The following is a 22,289-nucleotide window of genomic DNA, read 5'->3' on the forward strand; positions in this document are numbered from 1 at the left end:
ACATGACTGAACAGAACCAGAACGGGTCCATCAGCGCCGAGCGCCTGATCCGTTCCTCCGCCGCGCAGCTGGCCGGCATGCTGGCGGCCGGCCAGGTCACCTCCGTCGAGGTCACCCAGGCATACCTTGACCGGATCGCAGCCGTCGACGGCGGCGAACGCGGCGTCAACGCCTTCCTGCACGTGAACACCGAAGAAGCGCTCGCCGTTGCCGCCGAGGTGGACGCCATCCGCGCCGCCGGTGGCGCCGCAGCAGCGGAACTCCACGAACTCGCCGGCGTGCCCATCGCCGTCAAAGACCTGATCGTCACCATCGGCCAGCCCACCACGGCCGGCTCGAAGATCCTCGAAGGCTGGCACAGCCCTTACGACGCCACAGTGGTCAAGCGGCTTCGTGCCGCCAAAATGCCCATCCTGGGCAAGACCAACCTCGACGAATTCGCCATGGGGTCCTCCACCGAGCACTCCGCGTATGGTCCCACCCGTAATCCATGGGACCTGGACCGCATCCCGGGCGGCTCGGGCGGCGGTTCCGCTGCCGCCGTCGCCGCCTTCGAGGCCCCGCTGGCCCTCGGTACCGACACCGGCGGATCCATCCGCCAGCCGGGCGCCGTCACCGGAACCGTGGGAGTCAAGCCCACCTACGGCGGCGTTTCCCGCTACGGCGCGATCGCCATGGCCTCCTCGCTTGACCAGATCGGACCCGTTTCGCGGACCGTCCTGGACTCCGCCCTCCTGCACCAGGTCATCGGCGGGCACGACCCCCACGACTCCACATCCCTGCCGGACCCGCTGGCAGACCTCGTGGCTGCCGCCCGGACCGGCAACGTCGAGGGCATGCGGATCGGCATCATCAAGGAACTCCATGGCGAGGGCTACCAGGCCGGCGTCGAGAACCGCTTCAACGACTCCCTGGAACTGCTGAAGCAGGCGGGCGCCGAGATCGTTGAGGTCTCCTGCCCCAACTTCCAGTACGCCCTGGGCGCCTATTACCTGATCATGCCGTCGGAGGCCTCCTCCAACCTGGCAAAGTTCGACGGCGTCCGGTACGGCCTGCGCGTCCTGCCCGAAGAGGGCCCGATGACCATTGAGCGGGTCATGGGCGCCACCCGTGCCGCCGGCTTCGGCGACGAGGTCAAGCGCCGCATCATCCTGGGCACCTACGCCCTGAGTGCTGGCTACTACGACGCCTACTACGGCTCCGCCCAGAAGGTCCGCACCCTGGTCCAGCGCGACTTTGACGCCGCCTTCACGGTGGCTGACGTCCTGATCTCGCCCACGGCCCCCACCACAGCGTTCAAGCTGGGGGAGAAACTGAACGATCCGCTGGCTATGTACCTCAACGACGTCGCCACCATCCCGGCAAACCTCGCCGGCGTGCCGGGGCTGACCCTGCCGGGCGGACTGGCGGACGAGGACGGCCTGCCGGTTGGCATCCAGTTGCTCGCCCCCGCCCGCGAGGACGCCCGCCTCTACCGGGTGGGTGCTGTGTTGGAGTCGTTGCTGGAGGCCAAGTGGGGTGGCCCGCTGCTGGGTCAGGCCCCGGAACTTGCGGAACAGCCGGTGGCCGGACTTGTCGGAACCCAGGAGGCAAAATAATGATCACTGAACCAACCCTGAGCTTCGAAGAGGCCATGGAGAAATACGATCCCGTCCTGGGGTTCGAGGTCCACGTGGAGCTCAACACCAAGACCAAGATGTTCTCCTCCGCGCCCAACGTCTTCGGCGACGAGCCCAACACCAACGTCAACGAGGTGGACCTGGGCATGCCCGGCGTCCTGCCCGTGGTGAACAAGGCCGCTATCGAGTCCTCGATCAAGATCGGCCTTGCCCTTAACTGCAAGATCGCCGAATCCTGCACCTTTGCCCGGAAGCAGTACTTCTACCCGGACACCCCCAAGAACTTCCAGACCTCACAGTACGAGGACCCGATTGCCTATGACGGTTACCTGGACATCGAACTCTCCGACGGCACCATCTTCCGCGTGGAGATCGAACGCGCGCACATGGAAGAGGATGCCGGCAAGCTGACCCACATGGGCGGTGCCACCGGCCGCATCCAGGGCGCCGACTTCTCCCTGGTGGACTACAACCGGGCCGGCGTTCCGCTCGTGGAAATCGTCACCAAGCCCATTGAGGGCGCAGGATCCCGCGCCCCCGAGCTGGCCAAGGCCTACGTGGCAGCGGTCCGGGAAATCGTCAAGAACCTCGGCGTCTCGGACGCGAAGATGGAACGCGGCAACGTGCGCTGTGATGCAAACGTCTCGCTGCGCCCGCACGGCCGCGAACGCTTCGGTATCCGCTCCGAGACCAAGAACGTGAACTCGCTGCGCGCCGTCGAACACGCCGTCCACTACGAAATCCGGCGGCATGCGGCCGTCCTGGACTCCGGCGTGCCGGTCACCCAGGAGACCCGCCACTGGCACGAGGACACCCGCACGACGACGTCGGGCCGGGCCAAGTCCGACGCCGATGACTACCGCTACTTCCCGGAGCCTGACCTGGTTCCGATCGTTGCCTCCCGCGAATGGGTGGAGGAACTCCGCGCTACCCTGCCCGAGCCGCCCGCGGCGCGCCGCAAGCGGCTCCAGGCCGACTGGGGCTATTCGGACCTGGAATTCCGCGACGTGGTCAACGCCGGCGTCATGGACGAGATCGAAGAAACCATCGCCGCCGGTGCTACCGCTTCCGTGGCCCGCAAGTGGTGGATGGGCGAGATCGTCGGCCGTGCCAAGAACGCCGACGTCGATCCCGGCCAGCTGGGCGTACGGCCCGCCACCATCGTGGAGCTCAGCAAAATGGTGGAGGACGGCAAGATCAACAACAAGATGGCCACCGAGGTCCTCGACGGCGTGCTCGCCGGCGAAGGCACACCGGCGGAAATCGTTGAGAAGCGCGGCCTGGCCGTGGTCTCCGACGATGGCCCCCTGCTGGAAGCCATCGATGCTGCCCTGGCCGCGCAGCCCGACGTCGCCGAGAAGATCCGCGGCGGCAAGCTCCAGGCCATCGGCGCGATCGTGGGTGGCGTGATGAAGGCCACCCGCGGGCAGGCCGACGCCGCCCGCGTCCGCGAGCTGATCCTGGAAAAACTGGGCGTCGAAGGCTGATTGGCCTGATTTAACCCAACCGTGTCGCTTTAACCCCACCGGGTCGCAGCTGCTGCTGCGGCCCGGTTTGGCTTTTACCGGTGTGGCTTTAAGTAGCAGTACTCACTTTCCACAGTCCGCAAAGTACTCGTTTTCAGCGGCGGTTCCCGGACCTACACTGAAGGTTCAGGGCGCCGCCGCCCTGCAGATGCTGTGGGAGGAATGGCCATGTCGGTCCGGGAACCGTTGAGAATCCGCAAGGCATTGTTGGCCGGTGCGGTGGCGCTAGCGCTGACCGGAACAGGCGTGGCGATCGCGTGGTCCGCCTCCGACCCGCCATCACCCTCCCCGTCTGCGTCGCCGTCCGCCCCCGCGAAGAAGGACAAGTCCGACCGGCCCCAGCATGTGCACAGCGAAAGCGTGGTCAAGAAGGCGGACGGGACCTTCGAAACCGAGCTGAGCCAGCAAGGCACCGTCGAAGCCGTCAGCGCAACATCGATCACCGTGAAGAGCGAGGACGGCTTCACACAGAACTATGCCGTCAACGCTGAGACCCGGATCATCAAGTTCCCGGCGCCGAAAGCGGACGGAGCCCCTGCAACGGGCGACGACGGCAAGCGGCTGCGGCCCTCCGAGGTCACCATTGAAGAAATCGCCACGGGCGGGTCCGTCAGGGTCACGGGGGTAAAAAAGGGAAACGACGTCACGGCGCGGAACATCGTGGAAGGCGCCGGGACCGGTCCGGGCAAAGGAATCGGCAAGGGCCTCGGCAAAGGTATGGGCCAGGGCCACGGTCATGGGCTGGGCAAACCCAAGGGTTCTGGAACCGGCAGCTGAACCGCCCGCAAACCCAGTCTCAAGAAGCCGGGCTCAGCTTTCTTCCACCAGCCCGGTCATGATGGCCTGCAGCGCTTCGCACACAATCATCACCGAGCGGCGCTTCAGGTTCTCGGGACGGGCCAGGATGTCGATCCGCCGCCGGGTGCTGATGCCTTCGAGCGGCCGCAGCACGATGCCCGGGTTGAGTACCGGCCGTGCCGTGTGCCGTGGCAGCAGGCCCAGCACGCCACCGGCCGCCACCAGCGCCGCCACGATGGAGTAGTCGTTGATGCGGTGGACGATGTTCAGTTCCCTGCTGGAGACGGCCGCGACGGCGGACAGGACATCGGCGGGGGAGTAGCCCGTGTGGCTGGTCACCCAGGGTTCCCCCACGACGTCGGCCGCGGTCACCGTGTCCTGCCCGGCGAGACGGTGTCCGGCGGGGAGGGCCACGTCCAGTGGCTCGTGGGCCAGGGGGATCACGGCCACCCGCTCCTGGGGCCATCGGGGGCTGTGGTCCATCCTGTGCGCCAGCACCAGATCGTACCGGGCCGTGAGCGCCGGGAAGTCCTGCTGCGCCACATCCTCGTCGGACAGCTGGATTCTCGGCTGGCCGGGCGCGTCGAGGCGCCGCGCCAGCTGGGCGAACATGGCCTGGCCCGCGCTGTGGAACCCGCTGATGGTCACCGGGCCCACAGGTGACCCGTGGTAGGCGCCGATCGCGGTCCGCGCGTCAGCCATGGCACTGACCACGGCGGCGCCGGCGTCGGCCAGCACCTGGCCGGCTTCGGTGAGCACCAGGTTCCGGCCCTCTTTGCGGGTGAGGGGAACCTCGACGTTCCGCTGCAGCAGGGCGAGTTGCTGCGAGACGGCGGAAGGGGTGACCATCAGGGTCTCGGCGACAGCTTTCACGCTGCCCAGCGCACCAAGCTCACGGAGGATCTCCAGTTGGTGAATTTCCATGGGCTCAGTCTACGCATTAGGAGAAACTTCATCGTCGATTGAGAAATTACTGCTTGTGCTAATGCTTCGTTAGTGGCTCTAATGAAGGAAGATCTCCGCCCCCACGCCGCGGGGCGATTGCCAAGAAGTTAGGAAGCCGATGAAGGCCCTCTACAAGTCCGGCGCCCATGCCGGGTTCGAGCTCGTTGACCGCCCGGAACCCGAAACCGGCCCGGACGACGTCAAGATCCGCGTGATGACCACCGGGATCTGCGGCACAGACCTCCACATCCAGTCCTGGGACACCTGGGCGCAGGGCATGATCGAGGCCCCGTTGATCGCCGGCCACGAATTCTACGGCGAAGTGGTGGAAACCGGCGCCGACGTCCGCGACGTCAAAGTAGGGGACCGGGTCTCCGGCGAGGGGCATGTGGTCTGCGGAATCTGCCGTAACTGCCGGGCAGGCCGCCGCCAGATGTGCATCCACACCGTCAGCGTCGGGGTCCAGCGTGACGGCGCGTTCGCAGAGTACGTGGTAATCCCCGAGACCAACGTCTGGGTGCACCACGACCCCTCGATCACCCCCGAACTGGGCGCCATTTTCGATCCTTTCGGCAATGCCGTCCACACTGCCCTCAGCTTCCCGCTGGTGGGCGAGGACGTGCTCATTACCGGCGCCGGTCCCATCGGACTGATGGCCATCGCCGTCGCCCGCCACGCCGGGGCACGCAAGATCGCCATCACCGACGTGTCCGCGCCGCGGCTTGAGCTGGCGCGCCGGCTCGGGGTGGACCTCGCCATCGACGTCTCAAAAACCCGCATCAGGGAAGCCCAGCGTGAACTCGGCATGCGGGAGGGCTTCGATATCGGGATGGAAATGTCGGGCCACCCCACGGCCCTTCCTGAGATGATCGAGAACATGAACCACGGCGGCCGCATTGCCATGCTCGGCCTGCCCAGCCAGGACATCACCATCGACTGGGCCAAAGTGGTCACGCACATGCTGACCCTCAAAGGCATCTACGGCCGGGAGATGTACGAAACCTGGTATGCGATGAGCGCCATGCTCTCCTCCAATCCGGTGCTGCACGCCGCCATTTCCGCTGTTGTGACGGACAAACTGCCTGCCGCGGAATGGGAAAAAGGCTTTGAGATTGCCCGCGCCGGCCTCGGTGGCAAAGTTGTCCTCGACTGGACTGAACTCTAAGGAACGCCATGTACACCACCATCAAGGACCAGCTGCAGACCGAGCTGGACGAGATCCGCGCCGCAGGGCTCTTCAAGACCGAGCGGACCATCAGCTCACCGCAATCGAGCCACGTCACGGCCGGGCAGCTGGGCCGGCCGGGGGCACCGGTCCTGAACTTCTGCGCCAACAACTACCTGGGCCTGGCGGACCACCCGGACATCATCGCGGCCGCGAAATCCGCCATGGATTCCCGCGGCTTCGGCATGGCCAGCGTCCGGTTCATCTGCGGCACCCAGGACCTGCACCTTGAGCTGGAGGCCCGGGTCTCGAAGTTCCTGGGGACTGAGGACACCATCCTGTTCTCCAGCTGCTTCGATGCCAACGGCGGCGTGTTCGAGTCCCTTTTCGGGCCGGAGGACGCCATCATCTCCGACGCCCTCAACCACGCCAGCATCATCGACGGCATCCGGCTCTGCAAGGCCCAGAGGTTCCGTTATGCCAACCAGGATATGGCAGACCTTGAGGCCAAGCTGATCGAGGCCACCACACAGGATCAGCCCGCCCGGCGCAAAATCATTGTGACCGACGGCGTGTTCTCCATGGACGGCTACCTGGCGCCCCTGGAGGCCATTTGCGACCTCGCCGAGCAGTACGACGCCATGGTGATGGTGGACGACTCCCATGCCGTCGGATTCATGGGTGCCACGGGTGCCGGAACCCCTGAGCACGCCGGCGTATCGCACCGGGTGGACATCTACACCGGGACGTTCGGCAAGGCGCTGGGCGGCGCCTCGGGAGGCTACGTCTCCGGCCGCAGCGAGGTGGTGGCCATGCTCCGCCAGAAGGCGCGGCCCTACCTGTTCTCCAACTCCCTCGCCCCGGCGATCGTCGCAGCCACCATCAAGGCGCTTGACCTGGTGGAGAACTCGGGCGAACTGCGGACCAGGCTCTTCGAGAACGCCGGCCTGTTCCGCCGCCGGATGACCGAGGAAGGCTTTGACCTGCTGGCCGGCGAACACGCGATCGTCCCGGTGATGTTCGGGGACGCGGTGATGGCCGCCAAGGTGGCCGACCAGATGCTCCAGCACGGCGTCTTCGTCACAGCGTTCAGTTTCCCGGTGGTCCCGCGCGGGGCGGCCCGGATCAGGGTGCAGCTCTCCGCTTCACACTCAGCGGACGACGTCGAAGCATGCGTGCGTGCCTTCGTCGCCAGCCGTGCAGCGGTACAGGACTAAACCACACCGGCCAACCCGGGCGCGGCGCCCGGCAATTCTGCAAGGATGGTGCCATGGCAGCTCACTACGATGTCCTGATTGTCGGCGGCGGCATAGCCGGCCTGTCCCTGGCTTCCGCGCTCGCCGGAAGCTGCAGCGTGGGACTCGTCGAGGCGGAGCAGGAGCTGGCCTACCACGCGTCCTCCCGCTCCGCCCGCCAGCTCATTCCCAGCTATGGACCGGACGTGGTCCAGGAGCTGACCGCACGGACCCTGGAGCTGATGGCGGCCCGGGACCCGGACCTGCCCGAACCCGTGCTGTCGCCGCGCAGCTTCATGCTCATCGGCACCGAGGAAGCCGTCCTCGCGGAGGCCAGTGGCCACATGCAGGCCATTTCGCATGCCCGTGCCCTGGAGCTGTGCCCGGTGCTGGTGCCTGACGCCTTCGCGGCAGCGGGCCTGGACACCGGCTCCTTCGGCTGCAACGCCCCCGTGCTGCTGGCCGACCACCGCCAGCGGGCAGAGGCAGCAGGAGCAGACATCATTACCGGCGCCCGGGTGCACTCCGCCCAGCGCCTGGGCGCAGGGTGGGAAGTGGGTGCCGGCCAGGAGGCATTCCAGGCCGGCGTGATGGTCAACGCTGCCGGTGCCTGGGCTGACGAACTTGCCGTCATCAGCGGTGTGGAGAAGCTCGGGCTGCAGCCGTACCGGCGCACCGCGGCGATTGTCGACGTCGAACGTCCCCTGCCCGAGGGCAGTCCCATGGTCGCGGCAGCGGACCACTCCTTCTACTTCCGCCGTGAGGCCAACGGGGTGCTGATCTCGCCGTCGGAGTCGGTCCCCAGCGGACCGGAGGACGCCCGGCCGCGGCCCGGCGACGTCGAGCGCCTGATCTCACACCTCAACCAGGTGACCACGCTCGGGATCGGCGGAATCCGCAACGCCTGGACCGGACTCCGGACAGAGGCTGCCGACGGCATCCCGGTAGCCGGGTTCGACGCCGAGGCCGCCGGCTTCTACTGGCTCGCCGGGCAGGGCGGCTACGGCTTCCAGACCTCCTCTGCCATGGCTGAACTCGCAGCGGCACAGATCCTGGCCGGCCACGGCGCCGGGCAGAGTGGCGGGCAGGGAGCCGCGGATGGTCCGGCATCCCGGACGGCGGATGCGCTCGCGGCCACGCGCTGGTCCATCCGGCGCTGAAGAATGGTCTTATGAGTACCCTGATCACCAATATTTCCGAGCTGATGACCCAGGACCTGGAACACCGGGTCCTGGCTGACGCCGCGGTGGTGATCGAGGGCGAACGGATCGCGTGGCTCGGTGCCGCAGCGTCCGCCCCGGCCGCGGACACTGTGGTGGATGCCGGTGGACGCGCGGTGCTGCCCGGCTGGGTGGATTCCCACACCCACCTGGTGTTCGCCGGGGACCGCACAGCGGAGTTCGAGGCCAGGATGGCGGGGGAGGCGTACGCGGCAGGCGGTATCGCCGTGACCGTGGATGCCACGCGCCGCACCTCTGATTTCGATCTCACCCGGCTGGCCATGGCGCGGGTGTCCGAAGCCGTGTCCCAGGGCACCACCTATCTGGAGACCAAAACAGGCTACGGGCTGGACGTCGAGCACGAGGCCCGCAGCGCGCGGATTGCCTCCACCCTGGCCGATGAAGTCACTTTCCTCGGCGCGCACCTGGTCCCCGCCGGTTCCGATGCCGCGGATTATACGGACCTGGTCTGCGGCCCCATGCTGGAGGCCGTCCGGCCCTATGCCCGCTGGGCTGACGTGTTCTGCGAAGAGGGCGCCTTCACGGCCGCACAGTCCCGGCGCGTGCTTGAGGCGTGCAGGGAAGCCGGCCTGGGGATCCGCGTGCACGGCAACCAGCTCGGTCCCGGCCCCGGCGTGCAGCTGGCAGTGGACCTGGGTGCTGCGAGCGTGGACCATGTGAATTATCTGTCGGCCGATGACGTGGCGGCGCTGGCGGAAAGCTGGTCCGGGTGGAATGCCGCCGCCGGAACAGGACGCCGGGGGACCGTGGCCACGTGCCTCCCCGCCTGTGACCTCTCCACCCGGGCGCCTCTCGCGCCGGGGCGTGAGCTGCTTGATGCCGGGGTTCAGGTGGCGCTGGCCTCCAACTGCAACCCGGGTACGTCCTACACGAGTTCCATGGCGTTCTGTGTTGCCACCGCGGTGCTCCAGATGGGGCTCACGGTTCACGAGGCCGTCCGTGCCGCAACGTATGGGGGTGCGCTGGCGCTGCACCGGGAGGCAGGGGACGACGCCGACGGCGGCCGGGCGGTGGGTTCTCTTGCCGTCGGGCACCGCGCCGACCTGCACATGCTGAATGCCCCCTCAGCCACGCATCTCGCCTACCGTCCGGGCATGCCGCTGACGTACGCTGTGTGGCGGGAAGGTGTCCGGGCCAGGTAGCCCGCACCCACAATTCTGACGTAATCTGCACCTTTGGCCTCTGTTATAATCAGGAAGCGTCATTTCTTGGCGAGTTCTGACTCCGAAAGGCCAGCATGACCCGCACTGACCGCCTCACGGCCATCCTGGACCTCCTTGCCAAAACAGGCCAGGTGGAGGTTGAGGAGATCGTCAGCACGCTGGAGGTGTCACCGGCCACCGCGCGGCGTGACCTGGACAGCCTGGCCAAGCGGCGCCTGCTGACCCGGACCCGCGGGGGAGCCACCACAGGGGCGCTGGCCTACGACCTCCCCGGCCGGTACAACCGCGATGACCATGCAGAGGCCAAAGAGCAGATCGCACAGGCTGCGTCCGCGCTGATCTGGCCCGGTGCGGTGATCGGGATCTGCGGCGGAACCACCAGCACCGCCCTCGCACAGATCCTCGCGACCCGCGAGGACCTCAACGCGCCGGCCAACCAGCCCACGCTCACGGTGGTCACCAACGCCATCAACATCGCCGCCCAGCTCGCGGTCCGGCCGAACATCAAAGTCATGGTGACCGGCGGGATCCTGAACCCGCGCTCCTACGAACTGGTGGGCCCGTACACGGACATCATCATGCAGAAGGTGGTGCTGGACATTGCCTTCATCGGTGTGAACGGCATCGATCCCGAAGTGGGCCCCACCAACACCGGCGAAGGCGAAGCATCCGTCAATGCGCTGCTGGCAAGCCGGGCCAGGGTCTCCTACGTGCTGGCCGATTCCTCCAAGGTGGGGGTCCGGGCCTTCGCCACCATGGACGGCTACGCATTCAACCGGCTGATCACCGACGCCGGCATTTCCGCCCGGGACAAAGCGGCGTTCGAAGCCAACGGCACCGAAGTGATTGTGGCGCCGCGCTAGAAAACCGCTTGCTTGGAAACCATGCCCTAAGAACGACTGCCCTAAAAACGACTGCTCTAAAAAACCACAGGCGGTGCGTCCAGGACGGTCTCGTCCACCCGGCGGTCCACCCACTGGCTGAATGGGACGTCGAGCTGGTACTTGTCCAGGTCGGTGCGCACCAGGGTCCGTACATCGGCGTTGTCCGGGTTGTTCAAGGACTCGAAGTACTCCACGGACCAGTGGAACCAGCGCATGCAGAACAGTCTCATCGTCAGTCCGTGGGTCACCAGCAGGGCGTTGGGGGCGTAGTCCGGCTTGGACCAGTGGCGGTAGAGGGTCTCCATAAAGGATGAGATCCGGTCGTACACATCCGAACCGGACTCGCCCTCCCGGAAGCGGTAAAAGAAGTGGCCGTACGCGTTGCGGAGTTCCTTCTGGTCCTCGATGTCGCCGCTTATCTGGAAGTTTGCCCAGTCCTGCTCCCGGAGCCGCGGCTCCTCGATCACACGTTCGGTAAGGGAGCCAAGGTTCAGTGCCTCGAGTGTCTGGTAGGCCCTGAGGTACGGGGAGACGTAGACGCAGACCTGCCGGCCGTCCAGCTCCCGGCGGATGCGTTCGCCGGCCGCGGTGGCCTGTTCCAGCCCCAGGGGTGTCAGCGGAATACGGTAGTCCGGGACCCTGTTGTAGATGGACGTATCGGCGTTCGCTGCGGACTGGCCGTGCCGGATCATGATGATTTTGCCGGGAGCACTCATAAGCCCCAAGCATATGGTCCTACCCCCTTCAGACGCTCTCTCACTTAATGCGGGTTTTTGGCCAACGCTCTCTCACTGCGGCAGGGTGAACCAGCGAAGAACCAGAAACTACAGGCAAGATGGAACCATGTTGGTTCCCTCCCGCCGTCGGCTGCGGATTGAAGTCTGGATTGTGCTGGGACTGTCCCTGGGGCAGTCCGCCGTCTATTCCGTGGTGCAGTTGCTTGACAAGATGACCCGGGCGCCGCTGGCGGAGGGCACGTCCACGCTGAACCGTTCGCAGAGTACCCGCGAATACTTCGACCTCACCTACCAGCTGCTGGACATCATTTTCGCCCTGGTGCCTGTCCTGCTGGTCATATACTTCCTCACCGATCACCGGCAGCCGGCGGCAGGGGAGGGGCGCCAGCGTGGTTCAGCGTTCGCCAAGCTGGGGTTCAACTTTGCCCGGCCAAGGCAGGACCTGCTGCGGGGCTTCGGCCTGGCGGCACTGATCGGGATTCCATCCCTGGGACTTTACGCGGCCGGCCGCGCGCTGGGCATCACCACCGCCATCATCCCCAGCGCCCTCGACGCGTACTGGTGGACGGTGCCGGTGCTGATTCTCTCAGCAGTGCGGCATGCCGTAGTGGAGGAAGTCATCGTGGTGGGCTACCTCCTGAACCGCTTCGGGAAGTTCGGCTGGAGCGTTCCGCTGGCCATCTTCACCAGCGCCATGCTGCGGGGCAGCTACCACCTGTACCAGGGCTTTGGCCCGTTCATCGGCAACGCCGTCATGGGCGTTGTCTTCGCGTGGCTATACACCAGGACGAAGCGTGTGATGCCGCTGGTCATCGCCCATGCCCTGCTGGACATCGTTGCCTTCGTCGGCTTCAGCCTCTTCGGCAGGGCCGTCGGACTGGGCTGAGCACTGTGCCCAGAGTCTGCTTAAAAAGATTCGGCCGCCATCGGTAGGTGACATCATTGGCACCCGCTGATGGCGGCCGAAGTTTTCCGGTCAAACAGTGACTGGCCTCAGATAGTGACTGCTCCGGTGGCGGTTTCAAAGGTGACGGACAGGATGCCCGGCGTTCCGTGCGGAGCAACCCATTCGACGGCCACGTCCTCAAGGGGCTTCTCCACGGGCTCGCCCAGCCACTCCGTCACGCGCTCGGCGGAGCCGGCGATGGTCAGGCAGCTCATCTTGACGTTGCTTTCGTAGGCGTTCGAGGGGTGCAGGGCGGGATCGCCCTCCCACTTGAGCATGTAGGGAACCTGAGGGTCCGCGATCAGGCCCAGGATGCCGATCTGCTTCCAGACCAGCTCACGGCCGTCCGGGAACTTGCGGTTGCCGTTGACTGCGGCGCGGCCGAGGCGGTTTTCGAACGGGGCGAGGTCGTCCACTTCGACGCACCAGCCCATCCAGCCGCCGCCGGCCTCGGACCGCGCCCGGACAGCCTGCCCGAAGGGAGCCTTGTCAGACGCGGGGTGGTTCAGCACCTCCACAACTTCAAGATACTTGTGGCCGGCCAGGGGAATAATCATGTTCCGGGTCCCGAAGCGCGGGTGCACTCCGCCCTTCACAGCTTCGACGCCGAGGGCGGACGAAATACGTTCGGTGGTGGCAACGAGGCCATCTTGTTCACAGGCGTAAGAGACGTGATCCATGCGCATGCCCTCATCTTGGCACTTTGTGATGAGCCTCTCAGCTAAGGGTATCCTTACTTGGTTTTGGGGCCGTTCTGGGCGACTCTTCCCCTGCTCGCGGCACGCGGGCAGCCGGTGACCATGTTCGTCACAATGCTGTTCCCGGCCCGCAGCCCGTTCCTACACTGAACCGAAGGTGATAAGCGCCAGTACCACGTCAAAGGAGCCGTACATGTCCCAGGGATGGTCTTTCGAAACACGCCAGATCCATGCAGGCCAGGAGCCTGACACGGCCACCGGTGCGCGCGCGCTGCCGATCTACCAGACGACGTCGTTCGTTTTCCCCACCGCGGAAAGCGCCGCGAACCGTTTCGCGCTCGCGGAGCTCGCTCCCATCTATACCCGGATCGGCAACCCCACGCAGGATGCCGTCGAACAGCGGATCGCCAGCCTGGAAGGCGGTTTGGCGGCCTTGCTGCTGAGTTCGGGACAGGCAGCGGAAACGTTTGCCATCCTGAACGTCGCCGAGGCCGGCGACCATGTCGTGGCGAGCCCCAGCTTGTATGGCGGCACCTATAACCTGCTGGCGCACACGCTGAAGAAGTTCGGCATCTCGGTCACGTTCGTGGCTGATCCGGACAACCTGGACCAGTGGCGGGAGGCTGTCCAGCCGAACACGAAGCTCTTCTTCGGCGAAGTGGTCTCCAATCCCCGCCAGGACGTGCTCGACATCGAGGGAATTTCAGCCGTGGCGCATGAGGCCGGCGTCCCATTGATCGTGGACAACACGCTGTCCACTCCATACCTGATCCGGCCCATCGAGTGGGGCGCGGACATTGTGGTGCACTCCGCCACCAAGTACCTCGGCGGCCACGGCGCTGCAATCGCCGGTGTCATTGTGGACTCGGGCAACTTCGATTTCGGCAAGGACCCGGAGCGGTTCCCCGGTTTCAACACCCCTGACCCCACCTACAACGGCCTGGTCTACGCCCGGGACCTTGGCGCGGAAGGTGCCCTGGGCGCCAACCTTTCCTACATCCTGAAGGCCCGCGTCCAGCTGCTCCGGGACCTCGGCTCGGCGGTGTCCCCGTTCAACGCCTTCCTCATCGCCCAGGGCATCGAGACCCTCAGCCTTCGGGTGGAGCGGCATGTTTCCAACGCCACCACTGTGGCGCAGTGGCTCGAGGCAAGGGACGACGTCGAATCCGTCGCCTACGCGGGGCTGCCCTCAAGCCCCTGGTACGAGCGGGGCCTGAAGTACGGGCCCAAAGGGACAGGGGCTGTGGTGTCCTTTACCGTCGCCGGGGGAGCGGAAGCGGGCAAGCGGTTCGTGGACGCGCTGGAACTCCACTCCCACGTGGCCAACATCGGCGACGTCCGCTCCCTGGTCATCCACCCGGCCTCCACCACCCACAGCCAGCTCTCGCCCGAGCAGCAGACAGCAGCCGGAGTGGCCCCCGGGCTGGTCCGCCTCTCCGTCGGCATCGAGCACATCGACGACATCCTCGCCGACCTCGAAGCCGGCTTCCGTGCCGCCAAAAGCGCGGCGGAAGCAGCCGCAGTGGCAGGCGGCGCCGGGCAGTGAACATCCGCGGAAGTCACAACCTGTCACAGGCTTAGCGCGAGGCACCGGCTATTTCGTACACTCGAAGCAGGTCATGAGTGCCAGTGACAGCCCCGGCTTGCTGGCCGGCAACCCTCCTCCGCGGCGGGGTGCCCCGGGTGAGGACCTGGCCTGCCGGTCAATTGACGGCGGGCAAGCGCGTAGAAAAGGTCCTGCCATGACGATCACGATTTCCCGAACAGCGGCCCCTGGACACGGGGTTGTCCGTTATGCCGCCATCGGCGCACTGCAGCTGGAAGCCGGCGGCTACCTCCCCGATGTCACCCTGGCCTATGAAACCTGGGGCACGTTGAATGCCGACGGTTCAAACGCCGTCCTCATCGAGCACGCCCTGACCGGAAGCACCCATGTGACCCGCGGGGACAGCGACGAGGAGGGCTGGTGGGAACAGCTCGCCGGACCCGGCGCGCCGGTGGACACTGAGCGGTTCTTCGTGGTCTCCATCAACATCCTGGGTGGCTGTTATGGCTCCACCGGACCGTCCTCCGAAGCCCCTGACGGGAAGCCGTGGGGGTCCCGTTTTCCGCTGGTGACCCTCCGCGACACCACGGCGGCTGAGGCCCGGCTGGCCGACGCGCTGGGCATCGGCAGCTGGTTCGCTGTGCTGGGCGGATCCATGGGCGGCGCGCGTGCCCTCGAATGGGCAGTCACCTACCCTGAGCGGGTGCAGCGCTGCGCCGTCATCTCGGTCGGCGCAGCCAGCACCGCCGAACAGATCGCGTTCGCCCAGGCCCAGACCCTGGCGATCCGCCAGGACATCAACTTCAACGACGGCGACTATTACGGCGGCCCGCTCCCCGAGGATGGCCTGGCACTGGCACGGCGCATTGCGCACATCACCTACCGTTCGGCCGCTGAATTTCATGGCCGGTTCGGACGGGCAGCCCAGCTTGCCGAATCGCCGCTGCAGGCTGAAGCGCTGGGGACGCGCGGCCGCTACCAGGTGGAAAGCTACCTCGACCACCAGGGCACGAAACTCGTGCGGCGGTTCGACGCCAACAGCTACATCGCCATCACGGACGCTTTGATGAGCCACGACATCACCCGCGGACGCGGTTCCCTGGAGGAAGCGCTTGGCCGTGCCACGGCCAGGTTCTTCGTGGCCGCAGTGGACAGCGACCGGCTCTACTTCCCGTCCCAGTCCCGTGAGTTGGCTGATGCCCTTCCCGGCGACGTGGACGTCCACGTGATCCAGGCTCCTATCGGCCATGACGGCTTCCTCACGGAAATCGGCCAGCTCAGTGGCCCGCTCCGCCTGCACCTCTCCGACTGAACACCCCGATGATTAATCACCCCTCCCGCTGAAGACCCCGCCGGCTGAACACTTCGTCGGCTGAACCCCTCGCTGCATGAAAACCTGCCGTCGGTCAGACAGGTTGTGCATTTTTGCAGAGGCGGCCTGCATTATTCGGCGTTGAGGTTGTGACGGGTGCGGACCATAATCTTTGGATCCGGCGATCCGTGGTGCGCGTCATGCACGGCCGCCAAAGGCTGGTCCCAGTGGTGTCGATGGTGACGCCGAAGGAGAGTTCATCATGAGCATGGAAAACACCGCCGGAAGGCGGGCAGAGCAAACCGATGTCAAAACCTCGGGCCTGAGGAAAGTCGTCACGGCCTCCATGGCCGGAACCGTTGTTGAATGGTACGAATTCTTCCTCTATGCCTCGGCGGCCACACTGGTGTTCGGCAAAATGTTCTTCCCCAACTCAGGGACGGAGCTGGACGGGATCATTGCCGCGTTCGTGACCTACGCCGTCGGCTTCGTTGCCCGCCCCATCGGCGGGATCGTGTTCGGGCACTTCGGTGACAAGTTCGGGCGGAAACAGCTCCTGCAGCTCAGCATCATCCTGGTGGGCGTTGCCACATTCCTGATGGGCTGCCTGCCCACGTTCGCCCAGATCGGTTACTGGGCGCCGGCGCTCCTGGTGTTCCTGCGCTTCCTCCAGGGCTTCGCCGTCGGCGGTGAATGGGGCGGCGCCGTTCTGCTTGTAGCCGAACACAGCCCCAACAAGTCACGCGGATTCTGGGCCAGCTGGCCGCAGTCCGCGGTCCCGGTGGGGAACCTGCTGGCCACAGCAGTGCTGTTTACTCTTTCCTCCACGCTCACCCAGGAAGCGTTCCTCGGCTGGGGCTGGCGCGTGGCGTTCTGGCTCTCCGCCGTGATCGTCATCATCGGCTACTACATCCGCACCAAGGTCCAGGACGCCCCCATCTTCCTGGAGGCGCGCAAGGAAGTCACTGAGGAGAAGAAGGGCTACGGCGTGGCGGAAGTGTTCCGCCGCTACCCGCGTGGTGTCTTTACCGCCATGGGCCTGCGCTTTGCCGAGAACATCCTCTACTACCTGGTGGTGACGTTCTCCATCACCTACCTGAAGGTCGTCGTACAGACCGATACCTCCCGGATCCTGCTCCTGCTGCTGATCGCGCACTTCATCCACTTCCTTGCCATCCCGCTCGTCGGCAAAATGTCCGATGCCTTCGGGCGGAAGCCGGTGTACATGGCCGGTGCGATCCTCGGCGCGACCTGGGGCTTCTTCGCCTTCCCGATGATGGACACAGCCAACGATTTCATTATCCTTGCGTCAATCATCATCGGCCTGCTGTTCCACGCACTGATGTACGCGGGCCAGCCGTCGCTCATGGCGGAGATGTTCCCCACCCGGATGCGCTACTCCGGTGTTTCCCTCGGCTACCAGGTCACCTCGATCGTGGCGGGCTCACTGGCACCGATCATCGCCAGCTCGCTGCTGAGCAGCTTCAAATCCTCCACCCCCGTGGCGTTCTACCTCCTGGCGGCATGCGTCGTCACGGCGGTTTCCGTGCTCTTCCTTAAGGAAACCCGCGGTATTTCACTGCACGACGTCGATGCTGCCGACGCCCAGGGCACGGCGGACATCCTGGCAGCCAGGAAGTAAGGGCACCGGATGCGAGCAGCGGTCCTGTATTCCACAGTTCCTGCCGGTGCCAGCTTCACCGAAGCCAGGCCCCTGGTGGTGGAGGAACTCGACCGGCCCGCACCCCGTGCCGGCGAGCTGGGGGTGGCCATCACCTACTCCAGCCTGTGCCATTCGGACCTGTCCGTGGTGGACGGTTCCAGAGTCAGGCCGCTGCCGATGGCGCTGGGCCACGAGGCCGTGGGCCGTGTCGAAACGGTGGGTGAGGGCGTCGGTGACGTCCAGGTGGGGGACCACGTGGTGCTGGTCTTCGTCCCGAGCTGCGGCACGTGCCGCGCCTGTACCGCCGGCCGGCCCGCGCTCTGCCACCGCGCCGCCGAGGTCAACGGCTCCGGTGACCTGCTCCATGGGGAAGCTCTGCTCCGGACAAGGGCGGGGGAGCGCATCAACCATCACCTGGGCGTCTCGGCCTTCGCCGATTACGCCGTAGTGGCCCGTGAATCCGTCGTGGTCATTGACGACGACGTCCCGGACACCGTTGCGGCGATGTTCGGCTGCGCAGTCCTCACCGGAATGGGTGCGGTGCTCAATACAGCGGCCCTGAAGACGGGCCAGTCCGTGGCTGTGTTCGGCCTCGGTGCGGTGGGGCTTTCCGCGGTCATGGCTGCTGCGCTCGCCGGTGCTTCGTCCGTGATTGCCATTGATCCCAACACCGGCAAGCATCAGCTGGCGCGGGACTGCGGCGCCACGGCCGTGGGAACGCCCGAGGATGCTGCACGGTTGATCGCCGAGGCCACGGGGGACGGCGTGGACACAGCCATCGAAGCAGTGGGCTCGGCCCGGGTGATCGCTTCATGCCTGGACCACGTGACGCGCGGCGGCGCAGTGGTCTCGGTTGGCCTTCCGCACCCGTCCGCGGAACTGACCGTCCCGGCGTTGCAGTTCGCAGGCGCGGGCAAACGCCTCCTCGGTTCGTACATGGGGGACGCGGTGCCTGAGCGGGACATACCCCTCTATGTGGGCTACTGGCGGGAGGGGCGGCTGCCCGTCGAGCTGCTGCACACTGACACCAGGCCGCTGGAGGAGATCAACGAGGGCCTTGACGCCCTGAGCGCCGGAAAAGTTGTCCGGCGGCTGTTCCAGGCCTGAAGGCGGGGAGCCGTGCCTGTGGGCCCGGTGCCATCGCTACCACGTAACGTCCCGGCGCAGGTGCCGGGCATCAAGCAAAGGAGCTCACTGATGGCTGTAGTCGGTTGGATAGGCCTGGGCAACATGGGCGGTTTTATGTCCGCGAACCTGGCGAAGGAGGGCCACGATGTCCGCGGCTTCGATCTCAATGAAGGCGCCGTCGCGGCCGCTGAAGCCAACGGTGTGAAGCCGGCGAAGAGCATCGCGGAGGCTGTGGAGGGTGCGGACGTCGTCTTCACCATGCTGCCGAAGGGCGAGCACGCCAAGGCTGTCTACCTGGGCGGGGACGGCGTCCTTGCACATGCCGACAAGCGCACCCTCCTGGTGGACTCCTCCACCATTGACATCGCTTCCGCCCAGGAACTGCACGACGCCGCCGCTGCCGCCGGCTTCCGCTTTGTGGATGCCCCGGTTTCCGGTGGCGTGAGTGGAGCCGAGGCCGGAACGCTGACATTCATGGTGGGTGGTGAGGACAATGCCGTTGCGGACGCCACCGCCTTCATTGGGCCCATGGCCGCCAACATCATTCCTACCGGCGGTGCCACCACCGGCCAGGCTGCCAAGATCTGCAACAACCTCATGCTCTTCATCAATCTCGCCTCCACGGCCGAGGGCGCCGTGCTGGCTGACCGGCTGGGCCTGGACAAGCAGGTGTTCTGGGACATCGCCTCTGTCTCCTCGGGAGACAGTTGGGCGCTGCGCACCTGGTACCCGGTGCCGGGGGTGGTTCCCACGTCAGCCTCGAACAAAGGCTTCGCCCCCACCTTCACCACGGAGCTGGCGAACAAGGACATCGGCCTGGCCATCAGTGCCGCCGAGGACACCGGTACCCCGCTTGAAATCGGCCGCCACGTCCAGCAGCTCTTCCAGAGGCTCATCGATGCCGGGGAGGCCGGCAAGGACTGCTCCATGATCATCAAGCTGGTCGACGGCTCGCTGGATCCCTCGAAGCGGGACTAAGCAGGGTTTTTGGGATCAGGCAGGTTAGCCGTCCATGATTTCGGAGCGGCGCTTCATATACTCATCCACCGGCATCTCACCATTGCTGTACTGCTGGTCAAGTTCGGCAAGCTTCCGGGCGCGGAATCCCAACGGGGCCGACGGCGGCGGGGGAGTAACAGGGGCGGCCGGAGGCTGCGGCGCTTCCGCGCGGGGCGCCGGCTGGCCATAGGGCTGCTGGCCGTAGGGCGGGAACTGCTGGTTCATGGGCGGAACCGGCTGCATGGGCGGAAGCGGCTCCGCCGGCGGAAGCGGCTGGGGTCCATCGATCTGGCGGAATCCACCGCCCATGTAATCCTGCTGGGTGTAGCCGTCGCGGGGCTGCCGGCTTTGCTGGCCCGGGAACTGCCCGCCGCCGGGAAACTGGTCCGGGTAGCGTCCGGAGAAGCTCTGTTCCTGGTTTCGCTTGTTGACGGACTTCCGGTACATCCGCATCGCCATGGGAATCAGGAACGACAGAACGATGATCCAGAAAAACAAGCTGTTCACGGTATAGCGCCTCTCAATTGTGTCCTTCCAGCTTAACCCCGGTGTGTACCGGGGCGGTGGGGACGCCGAGGAATGACCCGTACCTGTCCACGGCGTCCTGCACGGCGCCATCAACCGCCTGGGCCCGCGCCGATCCCGCCGGCGCGTCCGCGGCGCGGGACAGACGGATATCGATCTCACAGCGGCCGGGGAACAACGTGTGCCGCCAGGAACCTGCCATCCGGCCGTCCAGCAGCACCACATGCACGGGCGCACCCGCTGCGGGGAGGGCAGGAGCAGTTCCACCCAGATAATGCCGGGTGGGGAAATAGCCCATGACGTATTCGTCGTAGCACTGGATCAGGTCGATCCTCGGCCCGGTGCCTGCCGGAACGCCTTCTGCGCCGCCTTCTGCGCCGGCTTCTGTGCCTGCTTCTGTGCCTGCTGCCGTGCCGGGGGCTTCCGCGGCGGCGTCGAAATAGTATGCGACGCCGTCCATCACCATGGCCGCCAGGGCGTCCGGATGGGTCTCCTGCGCCACGTGCAGACCGCGCCGCACCTCAGTGACGGTGAGTCCGGACCAGCCTGCACAGTCCTTCAGCGTGGCCGGACCACGGCTGGTGAAGTAGCGCCGGGCCAGCCGGCCGAGGGCCTCGTCCCGGGATACCGGAGTGGCCGGGGCAGGCGGGACACGCTCATCAAAGAGGGCGTACGTCTGCTTCAGAGCACCGCCCGGACTCCTCACCGGCGCCCCGCTGACCAGTATGGAGCCGGCTTCGGCATACATGATCAGGTAGGCGAGCCGCAGGCCAACCGCGTCGAACCCGGCCTCCTGGAGCCGCATTGCCAACTGGTCGCGGGTCTGGTGCCGCCCGCCCCGTACAGCGTCTGCCAGGACCTGTGTGCCGGCCTCCGCCGTAGCCGCGTCAATCCCTGTCCTGCGGTAGGTGGCTTCATTTCCCTGGTGGAGCCGCGGCGCGGACAGCGCCATCAGCCAGCGGAGATCTTCCCGGTGGACAAAATGCCAGGTGGGACGCAGGATGTGCGTGCGCAGGATCCGGCCGTCCGCCACAGCCCGCTCAACGTCCCCTGCCGTGACCGCGGCTGTCCGGGGGCGTTGCGTGCGCTGGGCCAGGCTCCAGCGGGCGTAGGGGAATTCCTGGGCCTGGACAGCCAGCAGGTGCCGCACGACGTCGTCGGGGGAGGCCAGGCCGGGGCCGCGTAGCCGCTGGGCGATCAGCCGCCGCCGCACCACCTCGTCCGGGTCCATGGCTGCCTGCTCTCCCTCTCCTGGCTGCTGCCCTTACCGGCGTCACCACCGGCGCTGCCGCTACCGGCGGGCTTCGGTGGTGCCCAGCGGACCCTCGCCGGAACCCAACGGGACGCCCGGGCCGAACACCGGGCCCGGCGTCGGGCGTTTTGCGGTGACACCGTCTCCGGAGGAGCGGTTGCGCAGGCGGCGTACCACCCACGGGACAAAATGCGTGCGGGCCCACACCAGGTCTTCGGTCCGGGCCGCGCGCCAGGTGCGGCCCGGCAGGGGCTTGGGCTGAAGCGGCTCGAGGGTATGGCTGACGTTGAGCGAATCAAGCACCATGGCAGCGATGGTGTGGTGGCCCAGCGGCGAGAAGTGCAGGCGGTCCTCGTCCCACATCTGCGGATCGTTCAGCTGCTTGAGCGACCACATGTCCGCGATGATCGCATCATGGCGGGCCGCTACAGTGCGGAGGTTCTCGTTGTAGATGGCCACCTTGCTGCGGACGCGCCCCAGCACTGAAGAACCTGTATCCGGGCCGTTGAACAGGACCACCGTGGCCCCGCTCATGGACAGGATCTGGACGACCGAATCGAGCTTCTCAGCCAACGCATCGGGATCGCCGCCCGGCCTGATGAGATCGTTGCCGCCGGCGGACAGCGTCACGAGGTCGGGTTTAAGAGCAAGGCAGGCAGCAAGCTGCTGATCCACGATCTGCTGGAGCAGCCGCCCGCGGACCGCAAGGTTGGCGTACGCAAAGTCAGCCTGCCCGCGGCCGAGTTCCTCTGCCACCCGGTCTGCCCAGCCGCGGTAGCCGCCGGGGCTGACGGGATCGGGGTCGCCAATGCCCTCCGTAAAGGAGTCTCCCATGGCCACATACCTGCTCCACGGGTGGGATTCGGTGGTCACGGTCGGATTTTGCATGGCTTCGGCTCCATTCACG

General features: G+C 66.2%; 20 protein-coding genes and 1 riboswitch. Of the genes, 14 read left to right on the forward strand and 6 right to left on the reverse strand.

What is annotated here, in order from left to right; genetic code table 11:
* Positions 1–2 precede the first annotated feature (2 nt).
* The 3 genes from gatA to ACS5PJ_RS16420 all read left to right on the forward strand — a co-directional run bounded on the left by gatA (position 3) and on the right by ACS5PJ_RS16420 (position 3,922).
* Complete coding sequence (gene gatA, locus ACS5PJ_RS16410; protein ID WP_439435936.1) at positions 3–1,598, forward strand: Asp-tRNA(Asn)/Glu-tRNA(Gln) amidotransferase subunit GatA; 1,596 nt, start codon at positions 3–5, stop codon at positions 1,596–1,598.
* A complete protein-coding gene (gene gatB, locus ACS5PJ_RS16415) occupies positions 1,598–3,106 on the forward strand; it encodes an Asp-tRNA(Asn)/Glu-tRNA(Gln) amidotransferase subunit GatB (protein WP_439435937.1) in 1,509 nt (502 codons plus the stop codon). Before gatA ends, gatB begins: the two co-directional genes overlap by 1 nt.
* A gap of 207 nt (positions 3,107–3,313) precedes the next feature.
* Complete coding sequence (locus ACS5PJ_RS16420) at positions 3,314–3,922, forward strand: hypothetical protein (RefSeq protein WP_439435938.1); 609 nt, start codon at positions 3,314–3,316, stop codon at positions 3,920–3,922.
* A 33-nt stretch (positions 3,923–3,955) separates the two neighbouring features.
* Here the strand turns inward: ACS5PJ_RS16420 and ACS5PJ_RS16425 are convergent, their stop codons facing one another.
* Positions 3,956–4,867 (reverse strand): LysR family transcriptional regulator, encoded by a 912-nt coding sequence (locus ACS5PJ_RS16425; RefSeq protein WP_439435939.1) that lies wholly within the window; start codon positions 4,865–4,867, stop codon positions 3,956–3,958.
* A 139-nt stretch (positions 4,868–5,006) separates the two neighbouring features.
* Here ACS5PJ_RS16425 and tdh point away from each other — a divergent pair, with 139 nt between their 5' ends.
* The 5 genes from tdh (at position 5,007) to ACS5PJ_RS16450 (ending at position 10,555) form a co-directional block, all read left to right on the forward strand.
* Positions 5,007–6,053 carry an L-threonine 3-dehydrogenase gene (gene tdh, locus ACS5PJ_RS16430; RefSeq protein ID WP_439435940.1) on the forward strand — a complete coding sequence of 349 codons (1,047 nt, stop codon included), beginning with the start codon at positions 5,007–5,009 and terminating at the stop codon, positions 6,051–6,053.
* A gap of 8 nt (positions 6,054–6,061) precedes the next feature.
* Positions 6,062–7,270, forward strand: coding sequence for a glycine C-acetyltransferase (locus ACS5PJ_RS16435; RefSeq protein ID WP_439435941.1), 1,209 nt, complete (start codon positions 6,062–6,064; stop codon positions 7,268–7,270).
* Positions 7,271–7,323: 53 nt separating this feature from the next.
* Positions 7,324–8,448 carry an NAD(P)/FAD-dependent oxidoreductase gene (locus ACS5PJ_RS16440; RefSeq protein WP_439435942.1) on the forward strand — a complete coding sequence of 375 codons (1,125 nt, stop codon included), beginning with the start codon at positions 7,324–7,326 and terminating at the stop codon, positions 8,446–8,448.
* A gap of 11 nt (positions 8,449–8,459) precedes the next feature.
* Entirely contained in the window at positions 8,460–9,671 is a 1,212-nt protein-coding gene (hutI, locus tag ACS5PJ_RS16445; RefSeq protein WP_439435943.1) for an imidazolonepropionase, read from the forward strand.
* A gap of 95 nt (positions 9,672–9,766) precedes the next feature.
* Positions 9,767–10,555 carry a DeoR/GlpR family DNA-binding transcription regulator gene (locus ACS5PJ_RS16450; protein WP_439435944.1) on the forward strand — a complete coding sequence of 263 codons (789 nt, stop codon included), beginning with the start codon at positions 9,767–9,769 and terminating at the stop codon, positions 10,553–10,555.
* Positions 10,556–10,611: 56 nt separating this feature from the next.
* On the opposite strand, the gene ACS5PJ_RS16455 is transcribed toward ACS5PJ_RS16450, so the two are convergent.
* Positions 10,612–11,292: a histidine phosphatase family protein gene (locus tag ACS5PJ_RS16455; protein WP_439435945.1), complete on the reverse strand. Its 681-nt coding sequence runs from the start codon at positions 11,290–11,292 to the stop codon at positions 10,612–10,614.
* Between the two features lie 127 nt (positions 11,293–11,419).
* On the opposite strand from ACS5PJ_RS16455, the gene ACS5PJ_RS16460 reads away from it, so the two are divergent.
* Positions 11,420–12,199, forward strand: coding sequence for a CPBP family intramembrane glutamic endopeptidase (locus ACS5PJ_RS16460; RefSeq protein WP_439435946.1), 780 nt, complete (start codon positions 11,420–11,422; stop codon positions 12,197–12,199).
* A 107-nt stretch (positions 12,200–12,306) separates the two neighbouring features.
* On the opposite strand, the gene ACS5PJ_RS16465 is transcribed toward ACS5PJ_RS16460, so the two are convergent.
* The gene (locus tag ACS5PJ_RS16465; RefSeq protein WP_439435947.1) at positions 12,307–12,945 is read right to left on the reverse strand and encodes a VOC family protein; all 639 of its coding nucleotides are present in this window, start codon (positions 12,943–12,945) and stop codon (positions 12,307–12,309) included.
* A gap of 172 nt (positions 12,946–13,117) precedes the next feature.
* On the opposite strand from ACS5PJ_RS16465, the gene ACS5PJ_RS16470 reads away from it, so the two are divergent.
* The 5 genes from ACS5PJ_RS16470 (at position 13,118) to mmsB (ending at position 19,584) form a co-directional block, all read left to right on the forward strand.
* The gene (locus ACS5PJ_RS16470) at positions 13,118–14,503 is read left to right on the forward strand and encodes a bifunctional o-acetylhomoserine/o-acetylserine sulfhydrylase (protein ID WP_439436055.1); all 1,386 of its coding nucleotides are present in this window, start codon (positions 13,118–13,120) and stop codon (positions 14,501–14,503) included.
* 69 nt (positions 14,504–14,572) lie between these two features.
* A riboswitch (SAM riboswitch) is annotated at positions 14,573–14,687 on the forward strand.
* 12 nt (positions 14,688–14,699) lie between these two features.
* Positions 14,700–15,815 carry a homoserine O-acetyltransferase MetX gene (gene metX, locus ACS5PJ_RS16475; RefSeq protein ID WP_439435948.1) on the forward strand — a complete coding sequence of 372 codons (1,116 nt, stop codon included), beginning with the start codon at positions 14,700–14,702 and terminating at the stop codon, positions 15,813–15,815.
* Between the two features lie 262 nt (positions 15,816–16,077).
* Positions 16,078–17,457 carry an MFS transporter gene (locus ACS5PJ_RS16480; protein WP_439435949.1) on the forward strand — a complete coding sequence of 460 codons (1,380 nt, stop codon included), beginning with the start codon at positions 16,078–16,080 and terminating at the stop codon, positions 17,455–17,457.
* Positions 17,458–17,466: 9 nt separating this feature from the next.
* On the forward strand, positions 17,467–18,585 hold the full coding sequence (locus ACS5PJ_RS16485) for a zinc-binding dehydrogenase (RefSeq protein WP_439435950.1): 1,119 nt from the start codon (positions 17,467–17,469) through the stop codon (positions 18,583–18,585).
* 90 nt (positions 18,586–18,675) lie between these two features.
* Positions 18,676–19,584 carry a 3-hydroxyisobutyrate dehydrogenase gene (gene mmsB / locus ACS5PJ_RS16490; protein WP_439435951.1) on the forward strand — a complete coding sequence of 303 codons (909 nt, stop codon included), beginning with the start codon at positions 18,676–18,678 and terminating at the stop codon, positions 19,582–19,584.
* Between the two features lie 24 nt (positions 19,585–19,608).
* On the opposite strand, the gene ACS5PJ_RS16495 is transcribed toward mmsB, so the two are convergent.
* The 3 genes from ACS5PJ_RS16495 to ACS5PJ_RS16505 are packed head-to-tail and all read right to left on the reverse strand — an operon-like array spanning position 19,609 to position 22,270.
* Positions 19,609–20,112 (reverse strand): hypothetical protein, encoded by a 504-nt coding sequence (locus ACS5PJ_RS16495; protein ID WP_439435952.1) that lies wholly within the window; start codon positions 20,110–20,112, stop codon positions 19,609–19,611.
* Between the two features lie 13 nt (positions 20,113–20,125).
* Positions 20,126–21,361, reverse strand: a complete 1,236-nt coding sequence (locus tag ACS5PJ_RS16500) for a winged helix DNA-binding domain-containing protein (RefSeq protein WP_439435953.1) — start codon at positions 21,359–21,361, stop codon at positions 20,126–20,128.
* A gap of 60 nt (positions 21,362–21,421) precedes the next feature.
* Positions 21,422–22,270 carry an SGNH/GDSL hydrolase family protein gene (locus ACS5PJ_RS16505; protein ID WP_439435954.1) on the reverse strand — a complete coding sequence of 283 codons (849 nt, stop codon included), beginning with the start codon at positions 22,268–22,270 and terminating at the stop codon, positions 21,422–21,424.
* Positions 22,271–22,289 lie beyond the last annotated feature (19 nt).

Source organism: Pseudarthrobacter cremeus (genome assembly GCF_051857465.1).
Lineage (GTDB): Bacteria > Actinomycetota > Actinomycetes > Actinomycetales > Micrococcaceae > Arthrobacter.